The sequence below is a fragment of the Pantoea sp. PvP021 genome (assembly GCF_054056055.1).
Map to the genome: position 1 here is coordinate 46,971 of NZ_JBSRXX010000009.1, position 16,486 is coordinate 63,456.

Sequence of the window (16,486 nt, forward strand, 5' to 3'; positions counted from 1 at the left end):
GTCGGAAAAGGGAAAACCGTGGCAGCCTGCGCCGCCACGGTCAACAGATTACAGCAGTTCTGCCAGCATCTTCTCAAGTTTGCCCTGATCAACGGCAAAATTGCGGATACCTTCTGCCAGCTTCGCAACCGCCATAGGATCCTGGTTGTGCTGCCACAGGAACTCAGACTCGGTCATGCGCGCCGGACGCGCTTTCACTTCGCCGCTGTAGCTCAGTTTACGCTCCAGGGTGCCTTCGCTCTCCGCCAGCTCTTTCAGCAGCGCAGGAGAAATGGTCAGACGGTCACAGCCAGCCAGCTCGATAATTTCGCCGACGTTACGGAAGCTGGCGCCCATCACCACGGTTTCATAGCCGTGCTGCTTGTAGTAGTTGTAGATTTCAGAAACTGAAACCACGCCTGGATCTTCGTGCGCGGCATACTCTTTCTTGTCGGTGTTGGCTTTGTACCAGTCGAGGATACGGCCAACAAACGGAGAGATCAGGAACACGCCCGCTTCAGCACAGGCACGCGCCTGAGCAAAGGAGAACAGCAGCGTCAGGTTACAGTTGATACCCTCTTTTTCCAGCTGCTCTGCAGCACGGATGCCCTGCCAGGTAGAGGCCAGTTTGATCAGGATGCGGTCGTTGCTGATACCGGCATCATTGTAGAGTTTGATCAGGCTGCGGGCTTTGGCGATGCTGCCTTCAGTGTCGTAAGAGAGACGCGCATCCACTTCCGTCGAGATGCGGCCTGGGATCAGTTTGAGGATTTCCAGACCAATGTTCACGGCCAGCTTGTCAGAAACCAGCTGCAGCTGCTCTTCTTTGTTGCTGCTCTGATCACGCGCCCAGCCGATCGCTTCATCGATCAGTTTACGGTATTCAGGAATTTGCGCGGCGTTGAGAATCAGAGAAGGGTTGGTGGTGGCGTCTTGTGGCTGATACAGCTTCATGGCTGCAATATCACCGGTGTCGGCGACGACGGTGGTGAGCTGACGCAGGGAGGTAAGTTTGTCCGTCATGTTCTTTTCTCTTAGTTAACTGTCAGTGTGAAAAAAGGCTGTTGCGATAATATCACGCGGCAACGGTGGCGCAAGGTCAGGGAATGCCGTTTACGATAGCGCGAACAAATAGGTGTGATTCGTCATTCTTTGCGGCTTTTTTGGTACACTGCGAAGCCTGATAAGCAGCCAATGCCCTGTTAAACCAGGCATTAACCGAGGAAGCAACTATGTTGATGGTGATCTCTCCCGCCAAGACGCTGGATTATGAAAGCCCGCTGGCGACAACGCGTTTCACCCAGCCTGCGCTGTTAGAAAAGTCACAACAGCTGATTGAAATTGCGCGCGAGCTGTCACCCGCCAGCATCGCCTCGTTAATGGGCATCAGCGATAAACTGGCGCACCTCAATGCCGAGCGCTTTAACAGCTGGCAGCCCGATTTTTCCCCTAAGAATGCCCGTCAGGCGATCCTGGCGTTCAAAGGTGATGTCTACACCGGTTTACAGGCAGAGACCTTCAGCGATCAGGATTTCGATTTTGCTCAGCAGCACCTGCGTATGTTGTCAGGCCTGTATGGCGTACTGCGTCCACTCGATTTAATGCAGCCTTACCGTCTGGAGATGGGCATTCGCCTGGCGAATCCGGCGGGCAAAGATCTCTACACCTTCTGGGGCGATCTCATCACTGAAACGCTGAATGCCGCGCTGGCGGAACAGGGTGATGAGGTGTTGATCAACCTCGCCTCGGACGAATATTTCCGGGCGGTTAAGCCGAAGACGCTGCGGGCACAGATGATTAAGCCGGTGTTCCTCGACGAGAAGAATGGCAGTTACAAAGTGATTAGCTTCTATGCCAAAAAGGCGCGTGGATTAATGAGTCGCTATGTGATTCAGCAGCGCCTGACGAAGCCGGAACAGCTTAAGGCGTTTGATCTGGATGGCTATCGTTTTGATGCAGCCAGCAGCAGCGAGAGCGAGCTGGTCTTTAAGCGCGCAGAGCAGTAACACCCCGCGCCCTCTGCTTTCCACAAACAGGCTTCCCGCAACCGGGAAGCCTTTCACAGGTTTACTTCAGCAGAAACGCCCGCAGCGAGGCGAAATCACCCTTCATCTGATGCGACAGCAGCGGCAGGTCGGCGCGCTCCGCTAACTCCGGCGGCAGCGTCAGGGTCTGTTCAAGGATCGCTTCCACACTTTCGCGGAATTTCGCCGGATGCGCGGTTCCCAGGAACACACCATACTCCCCTTCCTGCAGCTGATCGCGCAACAGACGCCAGGCGATGGCGGCATGCGGCTCGGAAATGTAGCCCATCTCAGCCAGTTCACGCATGGCGGCGCGCGTGGTCTCATCCGAGACCGCACCACAGGCCAGATCGGTTAAGCGCCAGGTTTTACGGCGGAACAGCTCTTCCACACGCGGCCAGTTATTAGGCTGGCTGACATCCATGGCATTCGACAGCGTAGAGACCGTCTGGTTTGGCTGCCACTCGCCGTTGCCCAGGAAGCGCGGCACCGTGTCGTTGGCGTTGGTGGCGGCGATAAAACGTTTGATCGGCAGGCCCAGCGATTTCGCCAGCAGACCGGCGGTCAAATCACCAAAGTTGCCGCTCGGCACTGACACCACCAGCTGATTACGTTTTTCCTGAGGCAGCTGTGCGACCGCTTCAAAGTAGTAGCAGATCTGCGCCAGCAGGCGGCTGATGTTGATGGAGTTAGCCGAGTTCAGGCCAATCGCGCGCTTCAGCTCTTCGTCATCAAACGCCTGTTTCACCAGCGACTGGCAGGCATCAAAATCGCCGTCGATAGAGATGGTTTCGATGTTGCCGCCCAGGGTACAGAAGAGTTTCTCCTGCAGCGGACTGATTTTGCCCTGCGGATAGAGGATCACCACGCGCACGTTCTTCATGCCGTAAAAGGCGTGCGCCACGGCCGCGCCGGTATCACCGGAGGTGGCGGTGAGAATGGTGATCTGCTCATCTGAGCCTGAGACATACGACAGCATCTGCGCCATAAAACGGCCGCCGAAATCTTTAAACGCCAGCGTCGGGCCGTGGAACAGCTCCAGACAGGCGATATCTTCGCTGACGGCTTTCACCGGGGCCGGAAAAGCAAAAGCGGCTTTAACACGCTCATGCAGCTGCTGGGCCGGAATCTCGTCACCAATGAAAGCCGAGAGAATTTTGCTGCTGCGGCTGACAAAATCCATCTCCAGCATCGCGTCGATGTCGGTCAGTTCAAACTCCGGCAGTTCCAGCGGAAAGAACAGACCCTGCTGCGAACCCAGACCCTGTTTCACCGCCTGGGCGAAGCTGACCTGCTCGTTGTGATCCTTAAGATTGTAGAGTTTCATGCGTTATCCCAATTGTCGTGCGCCAGCCGTGTCGAGACGGCAGATATGGACGAAGCCTTCATCATTCTGCAGATAGTGCTGGCTCAGCCAGTCAGCCATCCGCTGTGCCGTTTCCATCTGATTGCAAACGGCGAAAAGTGTCGGACCAGAGCCTGAGATACCGCACGCCAGTGCGCCAATATCTTTCGCGGCCTGCCGCGCCTCGGTGAAGCCTGGCAGCAGCCGGGTCCGGTAAGGTTCGGCAATCACATCCTGCATAAGTTTAGCTGCCAGCTGCGGCTGACGCGTATGGCAGGCGTGAATGAAGCCAGCCAGCAAGCGGCCATGCCTGATGCAGTCCTCTTTGCGGTACTGCGCCGGTAAAATGGCGCGCGCTTCTGCGGTTGAGACTTTAATGCCCGGATAGGCCATCACCCACAGCCAGTCATCAAAGCCCGGCACCGCCTGGCTGATAATGTCATTCTCCTGCAGCATCAGTTGAATGCCGCCAAGGAAGCAGGGGGCGACATTATCATAGTGCACGCTGCCGGAGATTCGCCCTTCCAGCTCACCCATCAGGGTCAGTAACGTGCTGTCGCTGAGAAGCTTGCCGCAAAACTCGTTCATCGCCATTAAACCGGCCACCACCGAGCAGGCGCTGGAACCCAGCCCGGAGCCGATGGGCATGTTCTTCTCCAGCGTCATCGCCACCGGGATCGCTTTGCCGATTTCCTGGCAGAAACGCTGCCAGCACTGGTAAACAATATTCTCTTTCGGATCGGCGGGCAGCTTACTGACAAAACGTCCGGCGTTGGTCAGTGAAAACTGCTCTGCCGCTTCCACGGAGACGCAGTCACCCAACAGGGAGCCATCTACCGGCGAAACCGCCGCGCCCAGCACATCGAAGCCGACGCTGACGTTACCAATCGAGGCCGGTGCGTAAATTTTTACCATGATTAAACTCCCAACTTCCATGACAGCGTCCGCAGCAGGTCGGCAAAAACACCGGCCGCTGTGACATCATTTCCTGCACCGTATCCGCGCAGCACCAGCGGAATCGGTTGATAGTAGCGGCTGTAAAACGCCAGCGCATTCTCGCCGTTTTTCACCTTATAGAGTGGATCGTTGCCGTCAACGGCGTCGATCTTCACTTTGCAGATGCCACCCTCTTCAATCACGCCAACATAGCGCAATACTTTGCCCTCATCCTGCGCCTGCGCAACCCGGGCGGCAAAGGCATTATCCAGCTCAGGCAGACGCTGCATAAACTGCTCAATGTCCTGGATTTCGGTCAGGCTGGCGGGCAGCAGCGGCTCAATCTCAATGTCGCTCAGCTCCAGCTGATGACCTGCTTCACGGGCCAGGATCAGCAGCTTACGCGCCACATCGGTGCCGGAGAGGTCGTCACGCGGATCGGGCTCGGTAAAGCCCATCTCACGCGCCATCGTTGTCGCCTGCGACAGTGACATTCCGTCATCCAGCTGGCCGAAAATGTAGGACAGCGAGCCAGAGAGGATACCGGAGAAGCGCAGCAGCTCATCACCGGCGTTCATCAGGTTCTGCAGGTTTTCGATCACCGGCAGTCCGGCGCCGACGTTGGTATCATAAAGGAATTTACGCCGCGATTTGGCAGCGGCGGCGCGCATCTGCTGATAGTAATTCCAGGATGAGGTGTTGGCCTTTTTGTTTGGCGTCACCACATGGAAACCTTCGCTGAGAAAATCAGCATACTGATCGGCGACCGCCTGGCTGGAGGTACAGTCCACAATCACCGGATTGAGCAGATGATACTCTTTCACCAGACGGGTCAGACGACCGAGATTGAACGGCTCTTTCGCTTCGCCTAATGCCGCCTGCCAGTTGCTTAAATCGATGCCGTGGACGTGGGTTAACAGCGCACGGGAGTTAGCGATGCCGCAGACGCGCAGGTCGATATGCTTTTTCTTCAGCCACGCCTGCTGGCGATGTAACTGATCCAGCAGCGCGCCGCCGACGCCGCCGACGCCGACCACAAACACTTCGATTACCTGATCGGTGGCGAACAGCATCTGATGCACCACGCGAACCCCGGTGATCACTTCATCATTGTTCACCACCACCGAGATTGAACGCTCGGAGGAGCCCTGAGCAATCGCCACGATATTGATATTGGCGCGCGCCAGCGCCGAGAAGAATTTGGCTGAAATGCCGCGCAGCGTGCGCATGCCATCGCCCACCACCGAAATCACCGCCAGGTTTTCAATGATATCCAGCGGATCCAGCAGGCCATCTTTCAGCTCCAGGTAGAACTCCTCCTCCAGCACCTGACGCGCCCGCGCCAGCTCGCTCTGCGGCACGCAGAAACTGATGCTGTATTCGGAAGAGGATTGGGTGATCAGCACTACAGAGATGCCGGTGCGCGACATCGCCGCAAAGACTCTGGCCGCCATCCCGACCATCCCTTTCATGCCAGGACCGGAGACGTTGACCATCGCCATATTATTCAGGTTGGTGATGCCTTTTACCGGGTTCTCATCCTGTTCGCCTTCTGCTCCAATCAGGGTGCCGGGTGCCTGCGGATTGGCCGTGTTTTTGATCAGGCAGGGGATCTGAAACTGGGCAATGGGCGCGATGGTGCGGGGATGCAGCACTTTGGCGCCGAAATAGGAGAGCTCCATCGCCTCCTGATAGGACATCGACTTCAGCAGGCGCGCATCCGGCACCTGACGCGGATCGCAGGTATAGACGCCATCCACATCAGTCCAGATTTCACAGCAGTCGGCGCGCAGACAGGCGGCCAGCACAGCGGCTGAATAGTCAGAACCGTTACGGCCCAGTACGACCAGCTCGCCTCGCTCGTTACCAGCCGTGAAGCCTGCCATCAGGATCATGTTCTGCGGCGGAATCTGACTCGCTTCAATGCGGCGGGTTGATTCGGCGATATCAACAGTGGATTCAAGGTAGTGGCCGACCGCCAGCAATTTCTCCACCGGATCGATCACGCTGACCTCATGGCCGCGCGCCTGCAGCAGCGCTTCCATGATCGCAATCGAGAGTTTTTCACCGCGGCAGATAATCGCCGCGTTGACGCTGTCCGGGCACTGCCCCAGCAGGCTGATACCGTGCAGAACCTGCTTCAGCTGCGCAAACTCCAGGTCAACGCGGGTTTTCAGTCGATCGTACTCAAAGCCCGGCTGCGCGTCAGCCAGTCCCTGCAACAGCTCGCTGAAGATGCGTTCGGCGTCGCTGATATTCGGCAAAGCATCCTGACCACTGATGGTTTTTTCAATCATCGCCACCAGATGGTTAGTGATCTTTGCTGGCGCAGAGAGCACGGTTGCAACCTGTCCTTGTTGCGCATTACTTTCCAGAATGTCAGCGACGCGAAGAAACCGCTCCGCATTCGCTACCGAGGTCCCGCCGAATTTCAGCACTCGCATAATATAAACTCTCCTGAATTTAAGCCGAAAAAAAAGCCCGCACTGTTTAGGTGCGGGCTTATTTTCTGTTTTTCCTGTATGCGTCAGCCCGCACCGTTACCTGTGGTAATGGTGGTGGTAATAATTGTGGTGTTCAGGCTGATTTTACGCATTTAGATTTATTTTCTGTCTGTTTTTGTCTGTCCGTCTTGCTTCCAGAAGTAAAGCAAAGCGCACATTAAGTCAACCCGATTTGTCCGGCGGACAGATTTCCACCACTGCGCACAGCCACCGGTGAAAGCGTAAAACGCTGTTCGATCGGTTGCTATGCAGAAATTCCCTGCGATCTGTTGCTGTAAAATCAGCTTTTTGCCGAGGATTTATCTGTGAGTTTTTTTTCAATATCGTGCAGCAGACGATGCAGCATCGCACTGTCGCGCTGTTCCAGCAGCCCCACCCGCTGATCAATCCAGTCTGACAGCTTCTCATCATCACTGACCTCCAGTTGCGCCAGCAGCTGATGGAAACGCTGACGCAGCGCCTGCAACTGCTGCCCATCCGCCGCAGAGGCTTTTGATGCCTCAACCTGATTCAGCTTCGACAGCTGATAGCAGTAGACCATCACCGCCTGTCCGAGATTGAGTGAAGGATAGTCATTCGCCATCGGGATGCCGGTCAGCAGGTCTACAAGCTCCAGCTCCTCGTTGGTCAGCCCGCTATCTTCGCGGCCAAACACCAGCGCCATACTGTTTACCCACAGGCGTTTCTCCAGCAGTTGCGTTTCAACCTGCTCCGGTGTGGCGTAATAACGAAACTTTGCCCGGCTGCGCGCGGTGGTCGCGACCGAAAAATCGATGTCCGCTAACGCGTCGGCCAGGGTTGCAAAGGTCTGAACGTTGTCGAGAATTTCGCCGGCACCATGTGCCACCCGGCGCGCTGCGGGATCCTGCCAGGCGTCACTGGCAACGATGCGCAGCTGGCTGAACCCCATGGTTTTCATGGCACGCGCCGCAGCGCCGATATTTTCTGGCCGCGCGGGCGAGACGAGAATCAGGGGAAAAAGCATATTTATTCCATTGGTCCATTAACATAACGCCATATTAACATGGCTGTTAATGATTCAGTCGCCAGAAGGTAATAAGAAAATCGTGTGTTAACCATGTTAAAACTGGTTAAAAGTGATGGCCTGAATCTTTTTATCCCTGAAACGAGCTTTATTAAAGAAATCATTATTAAACCATTTAACTTCAACGAGATAGAATGTGATTTCCGGCGGGTTTTATTTTGGCCCGACTGCGTAAAAAATGTAACGAAAATGATGCTTTTTGTGAGCTAAACAGGCAATCTGCGAGAAGTTTTTCACAAAAGTGTTAACGTGCTACAATTGCATTTGATATAAGTCAACGAAGCGTTGTTTTTATGCTTATCGGTTGTAGTTGGTGCTGTTAGGTTGCTGTTAATACAGTTAGGATATGCGCCATTATCATTAACGCCCGGGGCATGCAATTTTCATCCTGACTGGCTGAGCTAATACTGTTGTTGACGTTGATAGATGGCTTATCAAAATATGATTTCGTACAACGGTTCAGCGCGGCCCGCCGCTCTCGATGATGGAGAACGCCATACCGCTGTACGCCCTGTTTTCAATTTGTTGGCAAATTTTAGGTAGCTAAACATGCAGACCCCGCACATTCTTATCGTTGAAGACGAACTGGTCACGCGTAATACCCTCAAGAGTATTTTTGAGGCGGAAGGTTATGTGGTGTATGAGGCGACTGATGGTGCTGAAATGCATCAGGTGCTGACCGACAATGACGTTAACCTGGTCATCATGGACATCAACCTGCCCGGTAAAAACGGCCTGTTGCTGGCCCGTGAACTGCGTGAGCAGGCCAATGTCGCCCTGATGTTCCTGACCGGTCGTGACAACGAAGTCGATAAAATTCTTGGTCTGGAAATTGGCGCTGACGACTACATCACCAAACCGTTTAATCCGCGTGAGCTGACTATTCGTGCCCGCAACCTGCTGTCGCGCACCATGAATCTGGCCATGCCAGGCGAAGAGCGTCGTCAGGTAGAGAGCTACAAGTTCAACGGTTGGGAGCTGGATATCAACAGCCGCTCACTGATCAACCCGAACGGCGAGCACTATAAACTGCCACGCAGTGAGTTCCGCGCCATGCTGCACTTCTGCGAAAACCCGGGCAAAATTCAGACCCGTGCCGATCTGCTGAAAAAAATGACCGGCCGCGACCTCAAGCCACACGATCGCACCGTTGATGTCACCATTCGTCGTATTCGTAAGCATTTCGAATCAACGCCGGACACGCCAGAGATCATCGCCACCATTCATGGTGAAGGTTATCGCTTCTGCGGTGACCTGCAGGATTAAGCCCCTGTCAGACGCGGCAAATAAAAAACGCCCCTGCGGGCGTTTTTTTTGTCCTTAGTGTGACGGCATAATCAGTGCCACGGCATAATTGGCACAGCGCTAATCGCATTTTTCGGTGAGCCATCAACCACTTTATCGGAATAGGTCAGATAGACCAGGGCGTTGCGCTTTTTGTCGAAGAAGCGTACAACCTGCAGCTTCTTGAAGATCAATGAGGTGCGCTGGCGGAATACCACTTCACCCTCTGCTTTGCCCTGAGCGATTTTATCACTCAGTTCGACCGGCCCCACCTGCTGACAGGAGATCGCGGCATCAGAGGTATCTTCTGCCAGACCCAGTCCGCCTTTAATACCCCCGGTTTTCGCCCGGCTGATATAACAGGTTACATTTTTAACGTCCGGATCATCGAAAGCCTCAACGACAATCTTGTGGTCAGGCCCAAATATCTTGAATACCGTATCAACAGAGCCAATCTGTTCGGCAAACAGCGGGCTGGAAAAGGTCAGCGTGGTCAGCGCAGCGATCATAAGTCGGAATATTGTCATGGAGTTACCATTGCAAATGGAATAGATGAGAATGTAATGTACTGTTAATCGAGTTAATGACCAAACCAAAACGGGTTGAAGCCCGTACTGATTTAGCACAACCTTCCCCGGAAAACGGCCCACGTCTTTTGAGCAATGAGTGCTAATATTCTTCGAATGCGTTTAGCTGCACCACCAGAGTATGAGGATGTTTTATGGACCAAGCCGGTATCATTCGCGATTTGCTTGTCTGGCTGGAGAGCCATCTGGATCAACCCCTTTCACTGGACAATGTTGCCCAGAAAGCCGGTTACTCTAAATGGCATTTACAGAGGATGTTTAAAGACGTAACCGGACACGCAATAGGTGCCTATATTCGTGCGCGTCGTCTGTCTAAAGCCGCCGTGGCGCTGCGCCTGACCAGCCGCCCGATTCTGGACATCGCACTGCAGTATCGTTTTGATTCACAACAGACTTTTACTCGCGCATTCAAAAAACAGTTTGCTCAGACACCGGCGTGGTATCGCCGCTCTTCAGACTGGAACTCATTCGGTATTCGTCCCCCTATTCGGCTGGACGATGAGACGCAGCCGGAACCGGCATACGTCACCCTGCCGGAGACGGTGCTGGTGGGACAAACCCAGAACTACACCTGTATTCTGGAGCAGATTTCCAGCTACCGCGACGAGATGCGTATGCACTTCTGGAAGCAGTTCCTGCTGGAAACCGATACGGTGCCGCCGGTACTGTATGGCCTGCATCAGGTGCGCGCCAGCCAGGACAAAGATGACGAGCAGGAGATTCTCTACACCACGGCGGTGCCTGCTGACAGCGCGGTCAACCTGCACTCCGGGCAGAACGTGATTCTGGAAGCGGGCGACTACGTGCAGTTCACCTATACCGGCCCGCGCGTCAATCTGCAGGAGTTTATCCTGCTGCTCTATGGTACCTGCATGCCGACGCTGGGGCTGACCCGCCGTCAGGGACAGGACATCGAACGCTTTTACACCGATGGCGGTAAAAAACGCGCTGAGCCACCGACCGAGATCCGTTGCGAATATCTGATTCCTATTCGCCGCCAGACCGTAGCCAGCTGACGTTAAGGCTGCCGTCATCGCGACGGCAGCCTTTTAAGTAAATCAGCGTTGAAGCTCGTCGAGTGCAGGCGCATCCAGATGGGAAATATCCCCCGCCGTCTCGACAATCCAGCCTTCTGCCAGCCAGGCGCTCTGCTGATAATCAACACGTGAGAGTGAGCAGTTACGCAGACGCAGACGACGTTCCGCATAGGCAGGCAGACCGAGAATCGTGCTGACCAGCGCCCCCAGCGCCATACCGTGACTGACGAGCAGTGGACGGCTTCCGGCTGGAAGATCAAGACAGGCATTCAGCGCGGCGTGCATGCGCGTCGCCATCTCAGTCATCGACTCCCCTTCAGGAATACGGCCCCCTTCGGTGCCGTTGACCAGCGTAGCGCGCCACTGCTCTTCTTCCGCGGTTAAGCCATCCAGCGGACGCTTCTCCAGCACCCCCATATTCAGCTCACGCAACCGCGGATCAAGCGTGACTGAGCAACCGCAGGCATCCGCAATAATCTCCGCGGTGCGGCGCGTACGCCCCAGATCGCTGGCAATAATGTGCGTAATGCCCAGATGTTTCACGCGCTCACCCACCTGCCAGGCTTGCTGCTCACCTTTTTCCGTCAGCGGACTGTCGGACTGACCCTGAATGCGACGCTCCGCATTCCATACCGTTTCACCGTGACGAACAAGATAGACCTGTAGCATGTTAGTTTCCGTTATACTGCGACAAAAATCGCTTTAGAGCTTACCCCATCAGGCGTCATTGTTGCAGTCAGTCTGCACACGGAGAGCGCGAAACAACCGGCGCGTACGGAAAGTACGTGAGGATTGTGAGCACTGCCCGGGTTCAGAATGACAAATCAAACAGCCCGATGGACCAGGCGCTTAATCACCTGAGGGTTCAACCAATTATGTACCATGTTGTCGCAGCCACCACCAATCCAGCGAAAATTCATGCGATTGCTCAGGCATTCAACGACGTTTTCGGCGAGGGATCCTGCCATATTGAAGGGGTCGAGGTCGATAGCGGCGTAGCAGCACAACCGTTAACCCATCTCGAAACGCGAACTGGCGCACGTCAGCGCGTGATGAATGCCCGGCAGGTCCGGCCAGAAGCGGCGTTCTGGGTAGCGATTGAGGCGGGCATCGAAGATGACAGCGCGTTTGCCTGGATGGTGGTAGAAAATCAGAAGCAGCGCGGCGAATCGCGCTCGGCCAGTTTCACCCTGCCGCCGGTGGTGCTGGCGGGTCTGCGTGAAGGGCGGGAGCTGGGCGACGAGATGGCGCGGTTAACCGGCATCGAAAATATTAAACACCAGGGTGGCGCTATCGGGGCGTTCACAAATGGCCTGCTCAGCCGCTCCAGTGTCTATCATCAGGCACTGATTCTGGCGCTCTGCCCGTTCATCCATCCGCTTTACCAGCAGTGATCAGGCGCGTCCCAGACGCGCCTCCAGCCAGCGTTTCAGCTCCGGCGGCGCCTCTTTCAGGCTGTTCGAGCCTCGTGTAATGGTCGCAATGCCAACGCCGAGCTCATTTTTCAGTTCGCGCTGGCTCATCTCGCCGTTCATTAACTCTTCGATAATCCGCAGACGGGTGCCGAACGCTTCCCGCTCGTCGGGCGTCATCATCAGTTGCATCAGTGGCAGCGCATGACCATCAGCAAAGGCCTGCTGCATCAGCACGACAAAGCGTTGCCAGCTATCTTGTGCCGGATGCGCATCGGTGGGGGAATCAGAATGGGTCATGAAGAGGCTTCCGTACTCGCTAAAGAGTACGGAAGCTTAGCACAGCTAGTAACGGCGATTCCACTCAGCATCTGACAGGATCTTGTCAGGCTTGCCCATGAAGTGACGATAGTAGGCGTCGTACGCCAGCACATTCTTCACATAGCCACGCGTTTCAGAGAACGGGATGGTCTCGATAAACGCGACGGCATCAAGATTGCCTGCACTGGTTTTCTGCCAGCTTCGCACCCGGCCCGGTCCGGCATTGTAGGCCGCCGAGGCGAAGATCCGGTTCTGATTGAACTGCTGATAGACATATTCCAGATACTGGGTGCCGATCTGAATATTGGTTTCCGGATCGAGCAGCTGGCTGGTGTTGCTGTAGCCAGGGATGTTGTACATCTTCACGGTATGCGCCGCCGTGGCAGGCATAATCTGCATCAGACCGCTGGCGCCGACCGGTGAACGCGCTTTCGGATTCCAGGCGCTCTCCTGACGCGAAATCGCCATCGCATAGCTCGGTGGGATCTGCTTCACCGCGGTGTTGCGCTCATAGACACTCTGCCACGCCAGCGGGAAACGCTCTTTCAGGCTGTCCCACATTTTGGCCGTGATGGTCGCCTGCACGCTGAGATCCCACCAGTCCTGCTCATTGGCGTAGCGCGCCAGCATCTGCTGCTGCGTGTGCGTGCGGCTGCCGATGAGATTGCTCCACTCGCTGCGCGCCAGGTTATCCAGACCCCAGTACATCAGCTCGCGAACGCGGGCCAGCTCCGGTCCCTGCACCGTGGCACTGTCAGGCTTCGGCGCTTCATCCACCTGCAACGGGTAGTCAACGCCCAGCCGCTGTGCGGCCACCATTGGATAGAAGCCACGCGCCTGCATCAGTTTGCGCAGGATCTCTTCCGCTTCCTCTTTGCGATCTTTCTCAAACAGCAGATCGGCCTGCCAGTACTGCCATTCATCTTTCTCTTTGGCTTCCAGCGGCAGACGGGCGATCCAGGTGTTAAGGCCGCGTCGGTCATGCTGAGAGAGTGCCAGTCGTACCCGGCGTTCTACCAGCGCGGTAGACTCGCTGTTCATCACCACCGCATCGCGCCAGCGTGCCTGCTCAGAGGTGAGATCGCTGCCCATCATGCGCCAGACCACAATCTCCTTCAGCGCCTGCTCATCCTCCGGCCCCATCTTCTGCGCCCGGACCAGGATCGGAATCAGGCTGCGGGCATTTTCCATGTCCTGCCGCGCCACACGCGTAAAGGCGTAAATCGTCGCCTGGCGGGTAAAGTCGGTTGGCCCGACGGCGCTGGCGAAGGTACTGACCGTTAACGGGTCCTGCTGCAGGGCCTGTATCGCGTCAGACATGGTCTGATAGTCAGTTGGCAACGTTTTCGCCAGATAGCTCACCAGGCTGTCGTTGCCTGCTTTCATCGCCAGCCGGATACGCTCCAGGATCGTAATTGGCGAAATCTGACCGGACGCCTGCCAGACCGAAAAGAGCTTATCGCAGTCCGCGGGCAGCGCCGTGCCACGCAGCCAGATCTGCTTCGCGCCGTCAAACGCGGCCTGCTGCTGACCGGTGGCCCATTTGGCGTAATACCAGTTACAGCGTGCCTGCACCGGCTTAGGTTCGGTCGGACTGAAGTTCAGCACACCCTGCCAGTCCTGTCGGTAAGCCAGCACATTAATAAAGCGGGTGCTGAGCGAACGCGCGGGTGGCAACGTAGGATACTGGCGAATAAAGTTCTGTACCGCCAGGGTGGTCTCCTGATCGAGATCCTGTGCCAGCAGTCGATATTGCAGATAAGGATAGAGCGGATAATCCTGTAGCGTGGGCAACAGCTGATCCACGGTGGCCATCTGATTGCTGTCCCAGGCCTGTTTAATTTGTTGATAACGTTGCCGTTGTTGATCAAGCGAATCGGCCCATGCGCTGCTGGCCGTGCCGGCCATGCAGATCCCTATTATCCAGTTACGCCACTTCACCACGTAAATCTCCTCTGTTGCTGGGGCCGGCGAGTTGCCAGACAGTCTTCATGCTAACCAGGCCACCGGACTCTTGCCATGTTCTTCACAAAATTTACGCACACGAAAGGTAAACGCACCGTCATCGCTCAGCGTGCGCGCCGTAATTGTGCAAATTATCATCAGAAAATCTTATCACTGCACGCATTAAACTGTTGAATCATTGCGTTAAAAAAGTGGCACAGCCTTTGCTCTGTTGAATTCCATCTTGTATACCAGCTGGAATTCTTCGTATGACTTCAACCTTTGGCCTGACGCTTCACGCCTGGCAGCAGCGCTATCAGCAGGCGCCGCAACAGATTACTTCGCTGCTGAGCGCCCACCTGGCGGCACTCGATCCCCAGGATAGTGCCTGGATTTATCTGGCGACACCGGATCAGTTAGCGGCTCAGATTGAGCCACTGCTGGCGCACTATCAGCGCGATCCCGGATCGCTGCCGCTGTTTGGTGTTCCCTTCGCCGTCAAAGACAACATTGATGTGGCGGGCTGGCCGACCAGCGCCGCCTGCCCCGCCTTTACCTATACCGCCAGCGAAGACGCGTTAGCGGTCGCCCGCCTGAAAGCCGCCGGCGCGATAGTCATCGGCAAAACCAACCTCGATCAGTTCGCTACCGGCCTGGTGGGCACCCGCTCCCCGTTTGGCGCGGTCAGTAACACCTTTGATGCCGATTACGTCAGTGGCGGCTCCAGCTCCGGCTCCGCGTCGGTGCTGGCGCGCGGGCTGGTCGCCTTTTCACTGGGCACCGATACTGCGGGATCGGGCCGTGTTCCGGCGGGCTTTAACAATATTGTCGGACTGAAGCCGACCAAGGGCTGGTTCTCTGCACGCGGCGTGGTGCCCGCCTGCCGCCTCAACGACACGATTTCCGTGTTTGCGCTGACGGCAGAAGATGCCTTTAGCGTCGCCAGCGTCATGGGTGGCTATGATGCCGGTGACGCCTATTCGCGCATTAATCCGCGCACCGCCCCGGCCAGCCTGCCGGTTCATCCCCATTTTGCTGTACCTTTGAACCCGGAGTTTTTTGATGATGCCGCCGCCGAAGCCGCCTGGGACCAGGCGCTGGAGGCGTTGCAGGCGGGTGGCGTGACGCTACACCCCATCGACTTCACCCCGTTCAGGAAGCTGGCTGAACAGCTTTACTACGGTGCCTGGGTCGCCGAACGCACGGCGGCGGTGGGCGGAATGCTCGATCGCCCGGCGGAGATGGATCCGGTGGTACACGAGATTATCGCCAGCGGCCTGAAATACAGCGCAGTCGATGCCTATAAGGCGGAGTATCTGCGGGCCGAACTGACGCGTCAGATTCAGCAGACGCTGGCACAGTTTGACGCGCTGGTGGTGCCGACCTCGCCCACGATTCATACCCTGGAGGAGATGAAGCAGGAGCCGATTCACTTCAACTCGCAGTTCGGCACCTATACCAACTTTACCAACCTTGCCGACCTCGCCGCGCTGGCGCTGCCCGCACCGTTCCGCAATGACGATCTCCCGGCAGGCATCACGCTGATTGCGCCCGCCTGGCACGATCGGGCGCTGGCTGAGTTTGGCATTCGCTGGCAGCAGCAGCTTGCTCTGCCGCTGGGCGCGACCGGCCAGCCCTGCCCTGCCTGGCGCACCAGCCTGCCCGCCTCCGCCGACCATGTCCGGCTGGCGGTAGTGGGCGCGCATCTCACCGGAATGCCGCTAAATTTCCAGCTCACCGATCGCCATGCCGTCTGGGTGGAAGAGACGAAAACCGCGCCACACTATCGCCTGTTTGCCCTGCTGGAGGGCGCGATCAAAAAACCCGGCCTGATGCGTGACGAACAGGGCGCCGCTATCACCGTGGAGCTGTGGGATATCCCGCTGGCGCGCTTTGGTGAGTTTGTGGCCGAGATTCCCGCACCGCTGGGCATCGGCAGCCTGACGCTGGCGGATGGGCGGGTGGTGAAAGGCTTTATCTGCGAAGGCGCGGCGCTGAACAACGCGCTGGAGATTACTGAGACGGGCGGCTGGCGCAACTGGCTGGCATCACAGGGGAGTCACTGATC

Annotated in this window: 15 protein-coding genes and 1 other annotated feature; of the genes, 5 read left to right on the forward strand and 10 right to left on the reverse strand. The window is 56.4% G+C overall.

All coding sequences use genetic code 11. The features are described 5' to 3' along the window. Nucleotides 1-48: 48 nt before the first annotated feature. Nucleotides 49-1,002: a transaldolase gene (gene tal, locus ACVKSX_RS19300; RefSeq protein ID WP_010253690.1), complete on the reverse strand. Its 954-nt coding sequence runs from the start codon at nt 1,000-1,002 to the stop codon at nt 49-51. 209 nt (nt 1,003-1,211) lie between these two features. Here tal and yaaA point away from each other — a divergent pair, with 209 nt between their 5' ends. Next, nucleotides 1,212-1,985 (forward strand): peroxide stress protein YaaA, encoded by a 774-nt coding sequence (yaaA, locus tag ACVKSX_RS19305; protein WP_010253688.1) that lies wholly within the window; start codon nt 1,212-1,214, stop codon nt 1,983-1,985. Nucleotides 1,986-2,046: 61 nt separating this feature from the next. Here the strand turns inward: yaaA and thrC are convergent, their stop codons facing one another. The 5 genes from thrC to ACVKSX_RS19330 all read right to left on the reverse strand — a co-directional run bounded on the left by thrC (nt 2,047) and on the right by ACVKSX_RS19330 (nt 7,773). Next, nucleotides 2,047-3,330 (reverse strand): threonine synthase, encoded by a 1,284-nt coding sequence (thrC, locus tag ACVKSX_RS19310; protein WP_010671693.1) that lies wholly within the window; start codon nt 3,328-3,330, stop codon nt 2,047-2,049. Nucleotides 3,331-3,333: 3 nt separating this feature from the next. Continuing rightward, entirely contained in the window at nt 3,334-4,263 is a 930-nt protein-coding gene (thrB, locus tag ACVKSX_RS19315; RefSeq protein ID WP_354439015.1) for a homoserine kinase, read from the reverse strand. A gap of 2 nt (nt 4,264-4,265) precedes the next feature. Beyond that, nucleotides 4,266-6,728: a bifunctional aspartate kinase/homoserine dehydrogenase I gene (gene thrA / locus ACVKSX_RS19320; protein WP_010671695.1), complete on the reverse strand. Its 2,463-nt coding sequence runs from the start codon at nt 6,726-6,728 to the stop codon at nt 4,266-4,268. Between the two features lie 26 nt (nt 6,729-6,754). After that, nucleotides 6,755-6,873, reverse strand: a sequence feature (Thr leader region). Beyond that, the gene (gene thrL / locus ACVKSX_RS19325; protein ID WP_071591720.1) at nt 6,812-6,880 is read right to left on the reverse strand and encodes a thr operon leader peptide; all 69 of its coding nucleotides are present in this window, start codon (nt 6,878-6,880) and stop codon (nt 6,812-6,814) included. Its footprint overlaps the feature before it by 62 nt. Nucleotides 6,881-7,068: 188 nt before the next feature. After that, nucleotides 7,069-7,773, reverse strand: coding sequence for a tRNA/rRNA methyltransferase (locus tag ACVKSX_RS19330; protein WP_354439013.1), 705 nt, complete (start codon nt 7,771-7,773; stop codon nt 7,069-7,071). A gap of 609 nt (nt 7,774-8,382) precedes the next feature. On the opposite strand from ACVKSX_RS19330, the gene arcA reads away from it, so the two are divergent. Further along, nucleotides 8,383-9,099: a two-component system response regulator ArcA gene (arcA, locus tag ACVKSX_RS19335; protein ID WP_010253677.1), complete on the forward strand. Its 717-nt coding sequence runs from the start codon at nt 8,383-8,385 to the stop codon at nt 9,097-9,099. A gap of 71 nt (nt 9,100-9,170) precedes the next feature. On the opposite strand, the gene creA is transcribed toward arcA, so the two are convergent. Then, nucleotides 9,171-9,644, reverse strand: a complete 474-nt coding sequence (gene creA / locus ACVKSX_RS19340; RefSeq protein WP_010253671.1) for a protein CreA — start codon at nt 9,642-9,644, stop codon at nt 9,171-9,173. Nucleotides 9,645-9,838: 194 nt separating this feature from the next. On the opposite strand from creA, the gene robA reads away from it, so the two are divergent. After that, entirely contained in the window at nt 9,839-10,720 is an 882-nt protein-coding gene (robA, locus tag ACVKSX_RS19345; RefSeq protein WP_010253667.1) for an MDR efflux pump AcrAB transcriptional activator RobA, read from the forward strand. 42 nt (nt 10,721-10,762) lie between these two features. On the opposite strand, the gene gpmB is transcribed toward robA, so the two are convergent. Beyond that, nucleotides 10,763-11,410: a 2,3-diphosphoglycerate-dependent phosphoglycerate mutase GpmB gene (gpmB, locus tag ACVKSX_RS19350; protein ID WP_010253664.1), complete on the reverse strand. Its 648-nt coding sequence runs from the start codon at nt 11,408-11,410 to the stop codon at nt 10,763-10,765. A gap of 206 nt (nt 11,411-11,616) precedes the next feature. Here gpmB and yjjX point away from each other — a divergent pair, with 206 nt between their 5' ends. Beyond that, nucleotides 11,617-12,135 (forward strand): inosine/xanthosine triphosphatase, encoded by a 519-nt coding sequence (yjjX, locus tag ACVKSX_RS19355; protein WP_010671697.1) that lies wholly within the window; start codon nt 11,617-11,619, stop codon nt 12,133-12,135. Here the strand turns inward: yjjX and trpR are convergent, their stop codons facing one another. Both trpR and sltY read right to left on the reverse strand, forming a co-directional pair. Beyond that, nucleotides 12,136-12,453 carry a trp operon repressor gene (trpR, locus tag ACVKSX_RS19360; RefSeq protein WP_010671698.1) on the reverse strand — a complete coding sequence of 106 codons (318 nt, stop codon included), beginning with the start codon at nt 12,451-12,453 and terminating at the stop codon, nt 12,136-12,138. Nucleotides 12,454-12,498: 45 nt separating this feature from the next. Continuing rightward, a complete protein-coding gene (gene sltY / locus ACVKSX_RS19365; RefSeq protein WP_033756501.1) occupies nt 12,499-14,418 on the reverse strand; it encodes a murein transglycosylase in 1,920 nt (639 codons plus the stop codon). 269 nt (nt 14,419-14,687) lie between these two features. On the opposite strand from sltY, the gene atzF reads away from it, so the two are divergent. Beyond that, nucleotides 14,688-16,484, forward strand: a complete 1,797-nt coding sequence (gene atzF / locus ACVKSX_RS19370; protein WP_354439010.1) for an allophanate hydrolase — start codon at nt 14,688-14,690, stop codon at nt 16,482-16,484. Nucleotides 16,485-16,486 lie beyond the last annotated feature (2 nt).

Excerpts from the sequence above, each read along its gene's own strand:
- tal (WP_010253690.1), bottom strand. The coding sequence starts at position 1,002 with ATGACGGACAAACTTACCTCCCTGCGTCAGCTCACCACCGTCGTCGCC.
- yaaA (WP_010253688.1), top strand. The coding sequence starts at position 1,212 with ATGTTGATGGTGATCTCTCCCGCCAAGACGCTGGATTATGAAAGCCCG.
- thrC (WP_010671693.1), bottom strand. The coding sequence starts at position 3,330 with ATGAAACTCTACAATCTTAAGGATCACAACGAGCAGGTCAGCTTCGCC.
- thrB (WP_354439015.1), bottom strand. The coding sequence starts at position 4,263 with ATGGTAAAAATTTACGCACCGGCCTCGATTGGTAACGTCAGCGTCGGC.
- thrA (WP_010671695.1), bottom strand. The coding sequence starts at position 6,728 with ATGCGAGTGCTGAAATTCGGCGGGACCTCGGTAGCGAATGCGGAGCGG.
- ACVKSX_RS19330 (WP_354439013.1), bottom strand. The coding sequence starts at position 7,773 with ATGCTTTTTCCCCTGATTCTCGTCTCGCCCGCGCGGCCAGAAAATATC.
- arcA (WP_010253677.1), top strand. The coding sequence starts at position 8,383 with ATGCAGACCCCGCACATTCTTATCGTTGAAGACGAACTGGTCACGCGT.
- creA (WP_010253671.1), bottom strand. The coding sequence starts at position 9,644 with ATGACAATATTCCGACTTATGATCGCTGCGCTGACCACGCTGACCTTT.
- robA (WP_010253667.1), top strand. The coding sequence starts at position 9,839 with ATGGACCAAGCCGGTATCATTCGCGATTTGCTTGTCTGGCTGGAGAGC.
- gpmB (WP_010253664.1), bottom strand. The coding sequence starts at position 11,410 with ATGCTACAGGTCTATCTTGTTCGTCACGGTGAAACGGTATGGAATGCG.
- yjjX (WP_010671697.1), top strand. The coding sequence starts at position 11,617 with ATGTACCATGTTGTCGCAGCCACCACCAATCCAGCGAAAATTCATGCG.
- trpR (WP_010671698.1), bottom strand. The coding sequence starts at position 12,453 with ATGACCCATTCTGATTCCCCCACCGATGCGCATCCGGCACAAGATAGC.
- atzF (WP_354439010.1), top strand. The coding sequence starts at position 14,688 with ATGACTTCAACCTTTGGCCTGACGCTTCACGCCTGGCAGCAGCGCTAT.